This window comes from Limihaloglobus sulfuriphilus, assembly GCF_001999965.1.
Lineage (GTDB): Bacteria > Planctomycetota > Phycisphaerae > Sedimentisphaerales > Sedimentisphaeraceae > Limihaloglobus > Limihaloglobus sulfuriphilus.
In genome coordinates, this window is sequence record NZ_CP019646.1 from 372437 (window position 1) to 388094 (window position 15658).

The window sequence follows — 15658 nt, forward strand, 5'->3', positions numbered from 1 at the left end:
ATTATTCAAACAAATTTTTAATCAAAGCAGATCACTTACAATCATATCAGCCACAGTATCGCTTGTGTTGACTGCCGCCATTGGGCGGACGATCTCCAGCAATTCATGGTTTATCTGTTTCATGTCTTCAGGTTTTTTGAGCAGGTTTTCAGCCGCGGAGATTATCGGGTCAACCGAAGTAAAATACGGCATAAACTCTGGTACAAGCTTCCTGCCGGCAAGGATGTTGACAAGCGAAAGGTGCTTTATCCTTATCAGCCATCGCCCTACAATGTGCCACAAAATTCGGTTCGACTGATACATCACAACCATTGGGCAGCCCGACGCGGCGACCTGAAGCGTAGCGCTGCCGCTGGCGACAAACGCCAGGTCAGCATTTCTGCACTGCTTAAAAAGGTCACCCGTACTGAACTCGCATTCGAGCCCGTCAATGCGCGAAGCCTTGAGTTTGTCCAGTTTTTCCGTGTCGCAGGCAACCGCGTGTACCGAGATGTCAGGGAAGCTGCCGCGAAGATGCTTTGCTATTGTCTGCATCGGCTGCCAGAGGTGTTCGATCTCGGCATCACGTGAGCCGGGCAGCAGCACAATCCTTGCTTTATCGGCTGAGAAATTTCCATAATCCCGCCGCATGGAATCGACGTTGAGATCCATATCGTCAAAGAGCGGATTTCCCACAAACCGGCAGTTTATGCCGCGGCTTCGAAACCACTGCTGTTCAAACGGCAGTATGCACGCCAGCGTATCGCAGCACCGCCGGAGTTTGTGAATTCGCCATGGCGCCCATGCCCACAGCTGCGGTGCTACATAGAAGAAGGTCGGAATATCAAAGCGTTTGGCGAGTTTTGCAACGTGAAAATTAAAAGCCGGAGAATCGCATACCACGATTTTGCTTATTTCGCTGCCTCTGAAATATTCTTTTACATCCTTGAGCAGGCGGCGGTAGTAGCCGATCTGTTTGAATGCGTTGTAAATCATCGCCGCGTTTTTGACGGTGTTTGCCAGAAGCTCGCATCCCGCCTCTGCCATCCGGTCGCCGCCTATGCCGACAAACCGCAGATGCGGCTCTCTGGCCCTGAGGCTGCGTATAAGATTGGCGCAGTGGGCGTCTCCGCTGGCTTCGCCGGCACTTAGGAATATAGTGTCGTGCCGGTTACTCATCTTCGTACATCGTGTCGATTTCTTCTCGCTTTATACCGGCCTTTTTGAGGTGTCTCTCCGGCACGCTCTTTAGTATCTCGCGTGCCTGCTCGGCGTATATTGAGCCGCGGAATGTATCCATAACCTCGAGGCAGTCGCTGATGCATTTGTTCGAGCTGCCCAGACGCGTCAGGCTTTTGCGGTGCATGGTCGCGCTCTGTATCAGCCGCTCGGCCATTGCCTTGTGTTCTTCTGAGAGCTCTTTGTATTCAGGTTCTTCCTTTTTCTGTTCTCCGCCGGAATAATCACCGGGGCCGGCGTTGGGGTTCATCATTCCCATCATCGGATCGGCAGCCGGACCAAAGTTCATATCCTCAGAGTAGCCTGCCTGACCGCTTTTTCTCATACGTTCTATGTCATCTGGGTTGAAACGAGCAACCTGTTGGCGCATTTCCTCGGTTTCTTCCATTGACAGGTAATTCATGCAGTCGCCCTTCAACTGGTTAAGAATCATCGGGGCGGTTACACCGTCGGCGCGGCCTGCGTATTTTAGTTTCTTATCAGCGCTGACAATGAGCATTAGTGATTTATCAAGCGTCTTGATGACCTCGAGCTCTTTGGGCAGCTCATCTGGATTGTCTATCGTGGCAAACTGTACGGTCAGCTTATTCTCTGTCATCAGCTCCGCCAGCGCATCTTCACCGTCGGGGGCGGTATTGATAACGGCAAACGCTATCTCATCAAGGCACTGGCACGACATCTCCATCCAGTCAATCACCCGCAGGGATTGTGCAACATCAGCAGTGTCCTCAAATCCAACGCCGCCGTATTCGCCGGGCATTCCGCCCATCATCGGATCCATCATGGCCGGCATTCCCATCTCGGGCATCGGCATTGATCCCATATCGTTATAGTCCTCAGATTTTGCGGCTTCTTTTTTTCTCGCTGCATCCCCAAAAACTCTCGCCCTGTCTTCTTTTGACTGGCGGGTCTGCTGTTCGTTATTCTCTTCGTTACTGTCGCCGCTGTCTGATTCCTCTTTGGAATCTTCTTCTTCGGGTTTTGCCACTGACGGCACAAACAGAGCGCAGACATACTCAAAATTCTTGTATTCGTCGGGAATCTTGATTTTTGACGCGATATCAGAATCAAGATATTCCACGGTAAGCTCATCGGGGTAAATCTCTAAACGCGGCTGACTCATCTCAATGGAGAGGTCGATATCGCGGTCTCTTTGCATCCGCTCTTCACGGGTTGGCCTGCGTTTATCGATAACCGGCCGGGGCTGTTTTCCTTCGAGGATCGAGAAAAGCCACTGTGAGACATAGGCATCGCCGTTTTCGGGGTTGATCTGGTATGCGCGGGCGGAATTTTTCAAAGCGTTTTCAACGTTGTCTTTTTCGCCCTTGTAGAAATCGTACCAAGCTGAGAGCAGGTAATAATCGCTGATTTGAGAATCGTCGAAAAATTTCATGCCGCGGCGGGATTCTCTGATCTGCTCCCACCAGATCTCGAGGTCTTTATCGCTGAACCGGCGGTGATTGTTGACCGCGGAGATGACCGTTTCGAGAAAACGCCTGTTCTGCTCGGCGTATTCGTTGGCGGCGTCCTTCATCTTTTCGAGCCTGTCCTCGCGGCTCTGCATTGCGGCCTTTCGCCTGTCGCTGCTGTCGTTAGAGCCTTCCATGTCCGGCATTCCCATTCCAGGCATACCGTCAGCCGCCAGCGAGATGCCCGAAAATACGAGCAATATCGTCATAAATTTGTATATAATAGAGCTTTGCAATTGTTTGCCTTTCTGAATAAATATAGCAAAAGTACAATTATCAATATTTAGCAATATTATATACACTTCGAGTGATATTTCAATAAAACACATAAAAATTGATATTGCCTTTGCGTGTTTTCAAAGTAAAATAGTTTTTCTGATTATTTGTAAATCAATGAAATTTCCGAATTTAAACTACAATAAAGAATTTATATGAAATATACGAAACCAGAAAACCTTGAAAACCGGCTTACTACTGAGCTTCTGCCGGCGGTTCGCTCGCCGGGGCGTTATATCGGCGGCGAATTCAACCAGATCGTTAAAGCGTTCAGGGCAGATGATCTGCATTTTGGACTCTGCTTTCCGGATATCTACGAAATCGGGATGAGCAATACCGCCGTCTCGATCATTTACGACCTTGTAAACACGCTGGATTACGCATCGTGTGAGCGGATATTCTGCCCGTGGACAGACGCCGCGGCAGTCATGCGGGATAAATCCCTGCCGCTGCATACTCTTGAGACGAAAACCGCGGCGTGTGAGCTTGATGTTTTGGGTTTCAGCGTTACCACAGAGCTCTGCAATACGAACATACTGCTGATGCTGGAGCTGGCGGGCATTCCGCTGCTAGCCGGCGAACGCGGCGAAGAAGACCCGCTGATACTCGGCGGCGGGCAGATTGCTAACTGCTGTGAACCGCTGGCGGACTTTTTTGATATGTTCATCGTCGGTGAGGCGGAGGATGCACTGCCGGAGCTGCTTGAACGTCTGCACATGCACAAAACCGCCGCCACTCCAAGAAAAGAAATACTGCTTGATCTGGCAAAACGCTTTGAATGGCTTTATGTCCCTTCGTTGTACGAATTTGAATACGACGGTGAGGAAATAACCGCATTTAAGCCGCTTGTTGAGGGCCTTCGCTGCCGCTTTGAAAATGCTGTTGTAAAGGATTTCGAGAACGCGCATCTGCCGCAAAAGCCGATTGTGCCGTTTGTCCAGGCGGTGCACGAGCGGGTGAGCATCGAGGTTATGCGGAGCTGCCCGGGCAGGTGCCGCTTCTGCCAGGCAAGTTTCAGCCGCCGGCCTGTCAGGGTTCGCAGCATCGAAAAAATTGTTGAGACTGCCAAAGCCAACTACCACGCGACGGGTTTTGATACGATATCACTGCTGAGCCTCTCGACGGCGGATTATCCCTGGCTCAATGAGCTTGTTGACAGGCTCAATGAGTACTTCACCCCGCTCAAGGTCGGCCTCTCGCTGCCCAGCCTCAAGGTTGACAAGCAGCTTGAGCTGGTGCCGAAGATGGCGGCATCGGTACGCAAGGGCGGGCTGACGATCGCGGTAGAGGCGGCAAGCGAAAAACTCCGCCGCGTGATAAACAAACCGATCACCGACGAGAATCTTTTTAAAGCGATAGACCAGGCATACCAGAACGGCTACCAGCGTGTCAAGCTGTACTTCATGGCGGGTTTCCCCGGTGAGACCGAGGACGATATCCGCCGGATTGCCGACCTGTCAAATGATGTGGCGCAGCGTCGGCGCAGATTCGCCAAGGGAGCCGCAGAGGTTAGTGCCGCGGTAAGCTGGCTGATACCCAAGCCGCATACGCCGCTGGGGTGGATGGGTCAGAAGCCGGCCCAATATTTCGAAAACGTTAAAAAAATCATTCTCGACCGCAAATACGAGCTCAATGCCCGCAGCGTGCGGTTCAAGTTCCACGAGATCGAGGGCAGTTTGCTTGAGACTGTCATGGCCCGCGGCGACAGGCGGCTGGGCGGCGTGATTTTAAACGCTTACAAAGGGGGGGCGTGTTTTGATTTGTGGCGTGAGAATTTCGATTTCCAGCTGTGGAAGAATGCTTTCAGTGATGCGGGTATTGACCTGTACAAGCTCGCGCAGAAGCAGTACGGCGAAGATGATATTTTGCCCTGGCAGCACCTCGGCGGGCCGGAGAGGGACTATCTGCTCAAGCACTACCGCGCCGCTCTCGAAGAAGCGAACGAATCGTAATAGCAGGGCTGGGCATTCTGCTCAACATCGTTAGAGTTCAGGCTTTAACCTGTTCTAATAAGACACACTAAAGTGTTAACTCTAACTGTCATTAAAACGTAGGATAGGCTTCCAGCCTGTCACTAAAACGCAAGCCAGGCATCTCTGCTTATTTTTCAATGTCAAGCAAGATGCCTGACCTGCATTGGTGTGAGCTGTTTATTGTCTTTTGCGTATTTTCGCTGCCAGCAGTCCGCCCGCCGCGAGAATCAGCATAGAAGCCGGTTCTGGAACCGTAACGCTTAGATATGGTTTGGTCGGCCCTGAGCCGTCGTCGTAGTCAGTTTTCGGTCCGGCGATCACCATTACCCTGTTTATGTCTTGTGTTTGTGCGAATTTCGGGATGCTGAAAACCGCATAGCCGTAGCCGTTTGTGATGTCGGATTTAATCTGGTCGGTTACGTCGATACTGTTCCAGCCGGATACAAATGTATCAGAAGCGGCGACTGCCGTATCGCCGGCGATCTGCTGTGCCGCGTCACCGGTGGGTGCGGCAGTCTGAGTTGTTAGATGCATAAGGTTTGTCGGGCTGTCCGAGCTGTAGGATATAAGGTAAAAGTTCAACGCCGCGGACTGGATTTCCTGCCCGCTGACAGAGCTGATGTCTATCTGGAAAAACGCGTCCGCGCGATAGAAATACCTGTCGGAGCCGCCGTAGTACTGGTAGTCGTTGCGGGAGATTATATACCCGTTTGCGTCGCCGTAATTGAAACCGTCGTCGGTGTAGGTTGAGAATCCTGTTGTCCTCTGCCACCAGTAATAGCCGGCGTTTGTCTCGCCAAGTGTTATTTCAGCAGCGGAAACGGTTAAACATTGAAATGCGAGAAACGCGGCGGCTATACAAACCGCACCTGATGATACTTTTTTCCTCATGGTCACCTCTCAAGTTAATTCATTGTACTTTAAAAATATTTTCACACTATTTCTTATTAACAATTTTATTCCTGAGTTATTTAAATGTCAATCTTAATCTGTAAAAATCTTTGTGTGTGACATTTATTTGTGGTCTGCAAAAGAAAAAAAAGATTTTTTTTAAATATTTTAAAATATTTTCTACCTCTATATGTCGTTGTCTTTGTTGTCTGCACTCACTGTTTATAGAAGATGCGACCGTTTCTGTCATACCGTATTAAAACCGAATACGCCGTCGGCTGCGACCATATCTGTCATACCCCTGCGGTATAATGCAGTCAATGAAAAACACTGATTAAAAACATGTACAGGACAGGACAGAATGAGTTTAGATTTTTACAGACAGAATTACCTTACAAACACACGCCGCGGCCCCGCGCCGGCAGGGAACAAACAAAGCAAACCAACCCAGACACCTGCATTGCCCGAAAGCCCTGTTCCAATCAACACTGCCGGGCGCAAGGCCTGAGTACGGGTGCACCTCTACCCGTTACAGATGAAAGGGAACCTTAAAAGAGGAGGGTGATGAAATAAGCTGATTCTAACGGGTAGGTCGTTAGTTGTTGGTCACTCTTAGAAAGCCCCGGAGGATAACACCTTCGGGGCTGAAGTTTGGGCGTATGGGCGTGTTTTTCGTTGACTATAAATGCCGCCGCGGATAAAATCGACACGTAGGATAGGCTTCCAGCCTGTCAATAAAACGTAGGATAGGCTTCCAGCCTGTCATTAGACAATGTCAAGCAGGATGCTTGAGCTGCTTAAGTTTAGAGTACGCCGTTAGAGTTTGCCGTAAGAATCCACGCTTCAGCGTATTTATTTTCTTACTTAGCAAGCTAAAGCTTGTACTCTTACGCTTAATTTCTTATGCTTGAGCTCTTGCGAACATACTAACAAAAGAATGAGGTAGCAGGATGACAGAGACAGCAGAAAATAACCAGCAGCCGGAATATCTGAAATGGGCGGACTTTTACACAGAATTTTCGACAAAGCTGCTGCCGTACAGAAACAAACGAAAAGAGCTAATAGATGAGCTCAAAAGGCTTTCCGAAGAAATCCCTCTACTTACGTATCTTAATAAAGATCAGCTCTCTGACGGCAGCAAAGGTTTTGTACGGGATATCTGCCCATTTACTTTCATCGCCACCTTCAACAGAGGCGGTACAAACAAGAACCGCCTGGAGATTGCAGGCAGGCTCGCCGAATTTCTCGGAGTAACATCTGCTTTGCCGGATAATCTTGAAGTAGGTGTTCCTACATTGGATTCTCGAAGATCGTGGTTTTTCTCAAACGAGAAGTCTCGAAAACCAGATGATATCAATAGTCTTTGGAGCATATTCAGCAATGCAATAGAATTTGCCGACGGCGGCAGTGAAGAAAGCAGGCTTGAGTTTGTTGACGCTTATGAAAAGGCGCTTCAAGTCAGGAACACAGGCTGGAACCTGACCATGGGGCTTTTCTGGACGCGGCCGCAACATTTTGTGAACCTCGATACGCCGAATCAAGAGTACATATTCAGTCGCCTGACTCCGGAAGGAAAAAAATCTAAATGGGAAAAACAACTCAAAACCGGCAAAGGGTATCTGGAGCTTAGAGACCTGCTTTTGGAACGATTCAAAGACTCCGATTTCCCCGCCCACTCATTCCCTGAACTGTCATACAAGGCATGGATAGCAAAAACCGAAAATCCCGAACCTCAACCTTCGTATGACCGACCATATTGGTTTGTAGGTGCAGTTATTGATAATCAAGACTTTACAGATAAGTTTGTCAATGAAGGAATCTGGAGGCATGGTTTTAACGAAGGTTCTAACATTGACAAAGTGTATTCTATTCAAGCCGGTGATAGAATAGCAATCAAATCTACTTATACTCGAAAGAACAATATACCTTTTGACAATTATGGGCAAACTGTCTCCGTGATGGCAATAAAAGCCATTGGGACAGTTATCGAAAATATAGGAGACGGCCAAAACATAAAAGTTGATTGGACACCGGTTCAACCTGTTCGAGAATGGTACTTTTATACGTTCATGCCAACCATCTGGGAAGTTTATCCTCATAATTGGCACGCCAAGCAACTTATTGAGTTTACCTTTCAGTATAAAGAGCAAGATATAAAGAGGTTCAAAAATGATTCATACTGGAGAGACCGATTCGGTGATCATCTAAAAGATAAAATTTCTCCGGTTGAACCTTACACACTTGAGATGGCGATGGACGGGCTGTTTATGGGTGAGGATACGTTTACAAACATTGTCTCACTGCTTGAGGCGAAGAAAAACGTTATCCTTCAGGGTGCTCCGGGTGTCGGCAAGACGTTTATTGCCAGACGGCTGGCGTATTATCTGATGGGCGTTGAGGACGATAGCCGGGCCGCGATGATACAGTTTCACCAGTCGTACAGCTATGAGGATTTCATACAGGGCTACCGTCCTGACGAGGGTGGTAATTTTGTCTTGCAAAATGGTGTATTCTATAATTTCTGTGAGCGGGCAAGGCAGAGACCAGACCAAAAGCACGTGTTCATCATAGACGAGATAAACCGCGGCAACCTGAGCAAGATATTCGGCGAGCTGATGATGCTTATCGAAAGCGACAAACGCGGCGACAAATTCGCTATCCCGCTGACATACGGCAAAAACGGCGAGAAGTTCAGCATACCCGAAAATGTGTATCTGCTGGGGACGATGAACACCGCCGACCGCTCGCTTGCGATGGTGGACTATGCACTGCGGCGGCGGTTCGCGTTTATTACGCTTGAGCCGTATTTTACAAGTAAAAAGTTTGCAATATTCCTCGCCGGCAAGGGTGTTTCAGGAGCAATAACAGAGAGCATAAAACTGGCAATGCAGAGCCTCAACGAGGAAATAAGAAAGGAATCCCGGACACTGGGCGAGGGTTTCTGTATCGGGCACAGCTTTTTCTGCCCTGAACAGCCGCCCGCCGATGAAAAGCTCTGGCTTGAGCGGATATTCAACCATGAGATCAAACCGCTGATTGATGAATACTGGTTTGACAACCCGGATAAGGCAGATAAAATGAAACAGCTTCTCAATCCAAAAAAAGGCAGCGTGCAAGATGGCCGGGCACAATGACCTGACAAAGATACCGGTCCTGAACCTCTACTACCTGCTAAGCTACGCATGGGATAAGCTCGAAGAGGCACAGCAGACCGATGTGTCGCAGAGCGATCATCAGGACAGCCTTTCGCTGTTTGCGCGTATCCTGTGCAGCGGCACCGAGAGACTGCTCAAACGCGGGCTTGACAGGGGTTATACAGAGCACAAAGAGCTTGTAAACCGAATCCGCGGCAGTGTGGATTTTGCCGCGTCCATCAGCAGGACGTTTATGAAGATGCCGCGGCTGGTCTGCGATTTCGATGAATTTGAACGGGATATACTGCACAACCGGATACTAAAAACGACGATCCGCAACCTGTTGTTCTGTGAAGGCCTGGACAGGGCATACCACAATGAGCTGCGCCTGCTGCACGGCAGGCTGAGCGGCATAACGGAAATCGCACTGACAAAGCGGTCATTCTCAATGGTAAAGCTCAACCGAAACAACTGGTACTATGACTTTTTGATGAAGGTCTGCGAGCTGATTTTTGAATGCCTTACACCGAGCGAGAATGCCGGCAGGTATAAATACCAGGATTTCGTGCGAAACCACAGCAAAATGGCACAGCTCTTTGAGGCGTTTGTGCTTAACTTCTACAAAAAAGAACAGAATACATACTCTGTTAAAGGGGAAACCATTGAATGGGATATCACAGAAAACGCAAGGCCGGAGTCTCTCGCTGTTCTGCCCAGGATGAATACCGATATTTCACTGGAGTCTGACAAACACAAAATCATAATTGATACAAAATTCTACCACGATACTTTATCGCAGAATTACGGCAAGGAACTTGCCAAATCGAGCAACCTCTACCAGATATTCGCATATTTGATGAATGACACGCACCCGAACAACGAGGGGATACTGCTCTATCCTGAGACATCAGCCGCCGCGGATTACAGCTGGTGTATAAAGGGGCGGCGAATTTCGGTCAGGACGATAAACCTCAACCGGCCTTGGCCGGTGATACACGAGGATTTGCTGGGGATTATAGGGTTGGCATAGCCGCGAGGGGTACGGTTTCGAGTTGTGAAGTTGGTTTGAAGTTGTTATCGGTTGGAGCAAATTCGTGAATTTGCTCTACTGCGGCATTAAAACAGCTCAAGCGTCCCTCGTGTCATTAACCGGCGGCAGAGATGCAGCCAATGCCGCGTACGTTTTGGGGTGCGGGCTTATATTCTTCTTGAAATGACAGTGTTTGAATGTAAAATTGATTTAAATTAAATTCTTGAGATTATTCGGAGCCGTGAATCTGAAAACCTTGTATGAACATCTTGGAGTTACCCGGGAAAAGAGCCGGGGCCGTGAGTACCCTGTTAAGGATCACCCGTACCGCTGCGCGTTCGACCGTGACCGTGACCGGATTATTCATGCCAGCTCGTTCCGCCGCCTTGAGGGCAAGACTCAGGTTTTCAGCCCGGGTATTGACGATAACTTCCGCACAAGACTGACTCATACCATTGAAGTCGCCCAAATCGGCCGCACTATCGCCCATGTTATGGGGCTCAACGAATCACTTACCGAGGCGATTTGCCTGGCTCATGATTTAGGGCACAGCCCGTTCGGCCATTGCGGCGAATCGATACTTAACGAGCTGATGAGCGGGTTCGGCGGTTTCGAACATAACCGCCAGTCCCTTCGGCAGATAGAACTTCTTGAACATCCGTATCCCGAATATATGGGCCTGAATCTGATGTATGAGACGCGGCTGGGGCTTGGCAGGCACCATTCAACGTATGATCTGGCGATGGATGCCCGTTTCCCGGAGAAACATTGCTCGCTTGAGGGGCAGATAACCAACTGCGCCGACCGTATCGCTTACAACTGTCACGATCTTGAAGATGGGATGCGTTCCCGAATAATAAGACTTGACCAGGTAAAGGATATGGATCTTGTAAAAATGGCCTCGGATACACTTAAGGTGAATTTTTCAGGAGATTCTTTTGTCAAAAGCAGCCGTATCGTCAAAACCATGCTGGATTTTCTTGTGGGTGACCTTATTGAAACCACTTATAAGAACATCGAAAATTTCAATATAAAAACGCTTGAGGATGTATATTATGCCCAAGAGGATGTGGTTGGCCTTTCGGCGGCGACTGACAGCCGGTTGAGGGACATCGAGCATTTTCTCATGGAAAACCTTTATATGACCTCAAGCATGAAGACCGCCGTCGGCGAGGCCCGCGAGTGCCTGGAGTACATCTTTGCTCGGCTGGTAAAAGAGCCGGAGCTGATGCCGAAGTATTATCGCGGTTTTATCGAAAGAGACGGGCTGCACAGGGCGGTTTGTGATTATATAAGCGGAATGACGGATAAATTCTGTCTGCAATACTACAATAAATTAAAAAATAATTCATTTTAGGATGACAATTTGAAAAGAATATTTACTTCCTGTTTTGGTCTGGGGTTTATGCCCGTCGCCTCCGGTACCTGGGGTTCTCTGCTTCCGGTAGTTGTTTTTATGGCAATGGGAACATTCGCCGCACCGGCGGCTGCGATAACAGCGGTTTTACTGCTGAGCGGCATTTTCTTTTCGTTTATTTGCGTTAGATACGGTACCCAGGTTGCCGACGAAATGCAGCTCAAGGACCCCGGCGAGATTGTCGCCGATGAATACGCCGGCCAGGCGTTAACGCTGATATTGGCGGTTCTCTTTGGCGGATATACTGCCGGCGAGCCTGTTTGCCTGATGGCGGGGGCTGCCTTTTTGCTGTTTCGGCTGTTTGATATCGTAAAACCCTGGCCAATAAGGAGTTTAGAGAAATATCCCGGCGGCTGGGGGGTGCTTTTAGATGACCTTCTGGCGGGTGTTTATGCCGGAGTTGTTTATATCATCGTGGCAAAAACCGGCATCATTGAGCGTCTGGACTGTTTAACCTGTTCGGGCTCTGCCTCCGGGGGGCTGACAGTGGATATGGCGGTCGTGCTGGGCATCGTTCAGGGGTTGACGGAATTTCTGCCGGTCTCGTCTTCGGGGCATCTGGTGGTTTTTGAGGATCTTTTTGCAGGCCTCGATCCTGATACGGCAGAGATGCTGCTGTTTGACCTCTCGATTCATGTTGGAACTGTAATTGCAGTTATAGCTGTTTTTTATAAAGATATAATCAAGCTGGTTACCGGTTTTTTCAACTGGAAAGATACAGGTTTTAAGCCGCTTGCTCTGTACCGTGAGAACGACAATGTGCATTTCGCCGCGGCGATGATTGTTACCATTATAACTACATTTATCTTTTACAAGATTTTTGAGGAGCCTCTGGACTCTGCCAGAAAGGTAAAGGTTGTCGTCGTTATGTGGCTGGTTACCGCGGCTTTGCTGTTTATAACCGACTTAAAGAAGGATACTACAAAAACTCTGCGGCAAATAGGTTTGTTTAGCGCTGCCATTATCGGTGCCGCCCAGGCCGCGGCGATTCTGCCGGGGATATCCCGCAGCGGTGCAACTATCTGCGCGGCGATATTACTGGGGCTAAAGCGTGATAAGGCTGTTGAATACAGCTTTTTCGTGGCGATACCGGTGATACTCGGGGCATCAGTGTTAGAGTTTATTGATAAGTACGATTTAATCAGCGGCAGCCATATTTCTCCGCTGATCTTCGCCGCTGGAATGGCCGCCTCGTTTCTAACCGGAATTGCGGCTCTTAAACTGCTTATCAATCTGAGCAGGCAGCGGCGGCTGAAATGGTTCAGCATTTATTTATTTATCGTGGCGGCTCTTGTATTTTACTTTGAGATAATGTAGAATACTCCATAGTTCAAAAATTAATGACATGTAGAAAACGAGGTTTAACTGTGGTAGAAGCTAAATATTCAAAACATAAACTCAATAATCTTTTGATTTACAGTGTTGTATGTTTAGTCGTGGCAGGCTGGTTCGCTTATGACGGCTACATCAGCAAAGACTTTATTGAAAAGCATACAATTGAGGGGAAACCCGATACGACACTGGTTTTTAATCAGAAATCACCACCGGTTTTCGTTATAGTCGGTGCGGCGTTTTTTGCTAATTTTCTGATTGCACGTAAAAGGCGGGTTTTGGCAGGCAACATGAGCCTTAGTGTGCCCGGCAAAGGCGAAATTACTTACGAGAGTATGACAGAAATTTCTCATGATGACGGAAGCTATTTCATACAGTATGTAAAAGACGGTATTGAAAAAGAGATAGAGCTTTCAGCGCGAAAGTATGATGGGCTTTCAGATCTTATGCAGTTTGTTTCGGGAAAAGTTACGGATAAAATTGAATAATCCCAAATACAGCCTATGCAAAGAGGGTTGGCCTGAGAGGACGGCTGGTATAAGTTGTTGTCATCAATAGATTAAGTATTCTTGCGGCATATTTGCGCCGAGAACGTTTTATTTGATCCCGCAAACCGGTTTTGCTATATGGAAAACGCGGACTTATCAACCTCACGGCCGCAGTAAATGCACGCCTTGTGGCGCGGGGCGACGGTTCTGCCGCATGATGTGCATTTCTTGACTGACTGCTGGTGTTTGCCGTCGAGTGTCCCGTCGCGAAGGTCGATTTCCTCGAGTTTCTGTGTCAGTTTTTCGTCTGTCCAGCCGTGCTCGTCCCGCAGCAGCTCCCAGAGTGTCTCGCATAACAGCAGTGTCCTTGAGAGGTTGTCCTCGAGCCAGCGTATGTGCCGCTGATTGCTCGCGGCTTGTGACTGTGCGGAAATATCAGAGCGGCCGCCGCTCTGGCGTGAGGTGAATCCGGAGGTTCGGAAACTTCCAATATTGCGATAGTTGAACATGTTAGAGCCTTTCAAAACAAAAAAGGTTTAAAGGTTCGGGCAAATGCCGCATCTGCCGTTTTGAGCTTAAAGCAGGGATTTTCTTAACTACTTTCGCTAATCCGTGCCGGCAGGCTTGACCTTTATTATAATTCGTATATCATGTTTATCATACTGGATATAGAAATATGCTCAAGAGATTCATCAAATATTACCTTCCACATAAGCGGCTTCTGGCAGCGGCTATGGGTGCGGCTGTCCTTTCGTCGCTTTGTTCGATTATGATACCGGTGCTTACCCGCCATCTGCTCAGTGAGTATCTGCCCTCCGAGGGGGGGCGGGCGAACATTAAAGGCATGAGCTGGGTTCTGGCGGCGATGTTCGCTCTGGTTTTTTTCTCCGCGGTTTTGAATTATATTCGGGTTCGCTGGGGGCATGTCCTTGGTGTCCGGATGGAATTTGACATGCGGGAGGATATCTTCAGGCATATCCAGAAGCTGAGCTTTACATACTTCGACAAGGTCAAAACCGGCCATATTATGAGCCGCATATCAAACGACCTGAATATGATAGCCGAAATAGCCCACCACGCCCCGGAGGATATACTCATATCTGCCTGCATGATAACCGGCTCGTTTATTGCTATGTTTATCTTTTGCTGGCAGTTGGCTTTAGTGGCTTTGGTGCCGCTGGTGTGCATTGTTTCCTGGGGCATATACTACGGCGGGCCGATGCGGCAGGGATTCCGCAAGGTAAGGCGAAAAATCGCCGATATAAACAGCTCTGTCGAGAATTCCGTGATGGGGATACGCGAGGTTAAGGCATTTGCGAACGAAGATGAAGAGATCGACAAGTTCCGCCAGGTCAATACCAGTTTTCGGCTGGCAAAGGAGCGGATGTATCTTATCATGGCGAATTTCTTTACCGTCATGAACATGATGATCGAGAGCTATTTTCTGGTAATAGTAGGTGCCGGGGCGATTATGATAGGCAAAGGAATTATAAACGTAGCCGATCTTGTCGCGTTTCTTCTTTATGTGCATTTTATACTCAAGCCTCTGCAAAGGCTTGTGAATTTTACTGAACAGCTCCAGCAGGGCAGCGCATGTTTTGAGAGGTTTATTGAGGTGATGGATATCGAGCCGGATATCGTTGACAGACCCGGAGCTGTATGTCCAGGAAATGTTAAAGGTTACATAAAGATAAGCAATCTGAATTTCCGTTATGAGAAGTCACCGGATCTTGTGATAAGAGATATAAATATGGAGATACCTGCAGGGCAAAGCGTAGCTATTGTGGGCGAATCAGGTGCCGGCAAATCTACGATAGTATCGCTTGTGCCGAGGTTTTATGAGCCGCTCTCGGGAGAGATTACGATAGACGGCTATAATATCATGGACTTACAGCAGCGGTTTTTGCGTGAGAAGATAGGTCTGGTGCAGCAAAGCCCGTTTCTCTTTGATACTACGGTGCGTGAGAATATTATGTACGGCAATCCCGACGCCGACGAGAGGCTGCTCTATGAAGCGGCTAAAAAAGCTAATATCTACGATTTCATCATGTCGCTGCCGGAGGGTTTCGATTCCATGGTGGGCGAGAGGGGAGTTATGCTCTCGGGCGGACAGAAGCAGCGGATCTCCATAGCACGTGTCTTTCTCAAGGACCCGCCGATACTTATCTTTGATGAGGCTACCAGCTCGCTTGATTCAGAGTCCGAGTCGCTGATTCAGAAATCAATGGAGCTGTTGAGTAAAGGCCGCACGACAATAATTATTGCGCACAGGCTTTCAACTGTGAAAAATGTTGATAAAATATACGTGATGCGGTACGGCAGAATCATAGAACAGGGCTCGCATGAGGAGCTGATCGAAAAGGACGGCTATTACAAGAGTCTGTATATGATGAATATTTTTTGAGATAAAAAATATAATGAATAAAACTT

At 48.5% G+C, this 15658-nt stretch carries 12 protein-coding genes; 8 read left to right on the top strand and 4 right to left on the bottom strand.

The window, feature by feature from the left end:
* Positions 1-21: 21 nt before the first annotated feature.
* The gene (lpxB, locus tag SMSP2_RS01370) at positions 22-1158 is read right to left on the bottom strand and encodes a lipid-A-disaccharide synthase (protein ID WP_146682242.1); all 1137 of its coding nucleotides are present in this window, start codon (positions 1156-1158) and stop codon (positions 22-24) included.
* Positions 1151-2896, bottom strand: a complete 1746-nt coding sequence (locus tag SMSP2_RS01375; protein ID WP_146682243.1) for a hypothetical protein — start codon at positions 2894-2896, stop codon at positions 1151-1153. Before SMSP2_RS01375 ends, lpxB begins: the two co-directional genes overlap by 8 nt.
* A gap of 222 nt (positions 2897-3118) precedes the next feature.
* Here SMSP2_RS01375 and SMSP2_RS01380 point away from each other — a divergent pair, with 222 nt between their 5' ends.
* Positions 3119-4915, top strand: coding sequence for a TIGR03960 family B12-binding radical SAM protein (locus tag SMSP2_RS01380; protein WP_146682244.1), 1797 nt, complete (start codon positions 3119-3121; stop codon positions 4913-4915).
* Positions 4916-5113: 198 nt separating this feature from the next.
* Here SMSP2_RS01380 and SMSP2_RS01385 read toward each other — a convergent pair whose 3' ends face one another.
* Positions 5114-5827 carry a PEP-CTERM sorting domain-containing protein gene (locus SMSP2_RS01385; RefSeq protein ID WP_146682245.1) on the bottom strand — a complete coding sequence of 238 codons (714 nt, stop codon included), beginning with the start codon at positions 5825-5827 and terminating at the stop codon, positions 5114-5116.
* A gap of 361 nt (positions 5828-6188) precedes the next feature.
* Here SMSP2_RS01385 and SMSP2_RS14760 point away from each other — a divergent pair, with 361 nt between their 5' ends.
* The 6 genes from SMSP2_RS14760 (at position 6189) to SMSP2_RS01410 (ending at position 13228) form a co-directional block, all read left to right on the top strand.
* A complete protein-coding gene (locus tag SMSP2_RS14760; protein ID WP_186804795.1) occupies positions 6189-6335 on the top strand; it encodes a hypothetical protein in 147 nt (48 codons plus the stop codon).
* A gap of 442 nt (positions 6336-6777) precedes the next feature.
* Entirely contained in the window at positions 6778-8961 is a 2184-nt protein-coding gene (locus SMSP2_RS01390) for an AAA family ATPase (RefSeq protein ID WP_146682246.1), read from the top strand.
* On the top strand, positions 8945-9991 hold the full coding sequence (mcrC, locus tag SMSP2_RS01395) for a 5-methylcytosine-specific restriction endonuclease system specificity protein McrC (protein WP_146682247.1): 1047 nt from the start codon (positions 8945-8947) through the stop codon (positions 9989-9991). The genes SMSP2_RS01390 and mcrC overlap by 17 nt, the downstream gene beginning before the upstream one ends.
* A 241-nt stretch (positions 9992-10232) precedes the next feature.
* Positions 10233-11348: a dGTP triphosphohydrolase gene (gene dgt / locus SMSP2_RS01400; protein WP_146682248.1), complete on the top strand. Its 1116-nt coding sequence runs from the start codon at positions 10233-10235 to the stop codon at positions 11346-11348.
* Positions 11349-11357: 9 nt separating this feature from the next.
* Complete coding sequence (locus tag SMSP2_RS01405; RefSeq protein WP_146682249.1) at positions 11358-12725, top strand: phosphatidylglycerophosphatase A; 1368 nt, start codon at positions 11358-11360, stop codon at positions 12723-12725.
* Positions 12726-12775: 50 nt separating this feature from the next.
* Positions 12776-13228: a hypothetical protein gene (locus SMSP2_RS01410; protein WP_146682250.1), complete on the top strand. Its 453-nt coding sequence runs from the start codon at positions 12776-12778 to the stop codon at positions 13226-13228.
* 134 nt (positions 13229-13362) lie between these two features.
* On the opposite strand, the gene SMSP2_RS01415 is transcribed toward SMSP2_RS01410, so the two are convergent.
* On the bottom strand, positions 13363-13737 hold the full coding sequence (locus SMSP2_RS01415) for a hypothetical protein (RefSeq protein ID WP_146682251.1): 375 nt from the start codon (positions 13735-13737) through the stop codon (positions 13363-13365).
* Between the two features lie 167 nt (positions 13738-13904).
* On the opposite strand from SMSP2_RS01415, the gene SMSP2_RS01420 reads away from it, so the two are divergent.
* The gene (locus SMSP2_RS01420) at positions 13905-15632 is read left to right on the top strand and encodes an ABC transporter ATP-binding protein (protein ID WP_146682252.1); all 1728 of its coding nucleotides are present in this window, start codon (positions 13905-13907) and stop codon (positions 15630-15632) included.
* Positions 15633-15658: the final 26 nt, after the last annotated feature.

What these genes read in the sequence shown, in the direction of transcription:
- lpxB (WP_146682242.1), bottom strand. Translation starts at nt 1,158, where the DNA reads ATGAGTAACCGGCACGACACTATATTCCTAAGTGCCGGCGAAGCCAGC.
- SMSP2_RS01390 (WP_146682246.1), top strand. Translation starts at nt 6,778, where the DNA reads ATGACAGAGACAGCAGAAAATAACCAGCAGCCGGAATATCTGAAATGG.
- SMSP2_RS01415 (WP_146682251.1), bottom strand. Translation starts at nt 13,737, where the DNA reads ATGTTCAACTATCGCAATATTGGAAGTTTCCGAACCTCCGGATTCACC.
- SMSP2_RS01380 (WP_146682244.1), top strand. Translation starts at nt 3,119, where the DNA reads ATGAAATATACGAAACCAGAAAACCTTGAAAACCGGCTTACTACTGAG.
- SMSP2_RS14760 (WP_186804795.1), top strand. Translation starts at nt 6,189, where the DNA reads ATGAGTTTAGATTTTTACAGACAGAATTACCTTACAAACACACGCCGC.
- SMSP2_RS01420 (WP_146682252.1), top strand. Translation starts at nt 13,905, where the DNA reads ATGCTCAAGAGATTCATCAAATATTACCTTCCACATAAGCGGCTTCTG.
- SMSP2_RS01385 (WP_146682245.1), bottom strand. Translation starts at nt 5,827, where the DNA reads ATGAGGAAAAAAGTATCATCAGGTGCGGTTTGTATAGCCGCCGCGTTT.
- mcrC (WP_146682247.1), top strand. Translation starts at nt 8,945, where the DNA reads ATGGCCGGGCACAATGACCTGACAAAGATACCGGTCCTGAACCTCTAC.
- SMSP2_RS01375 (WP_146682243.1), bottom strand. Translation starts at nt 2,896, where the DNA reads ATGACGATATTGCTCGTATTTTCGGGCATCTCGCTGGCGGCTGACGGT.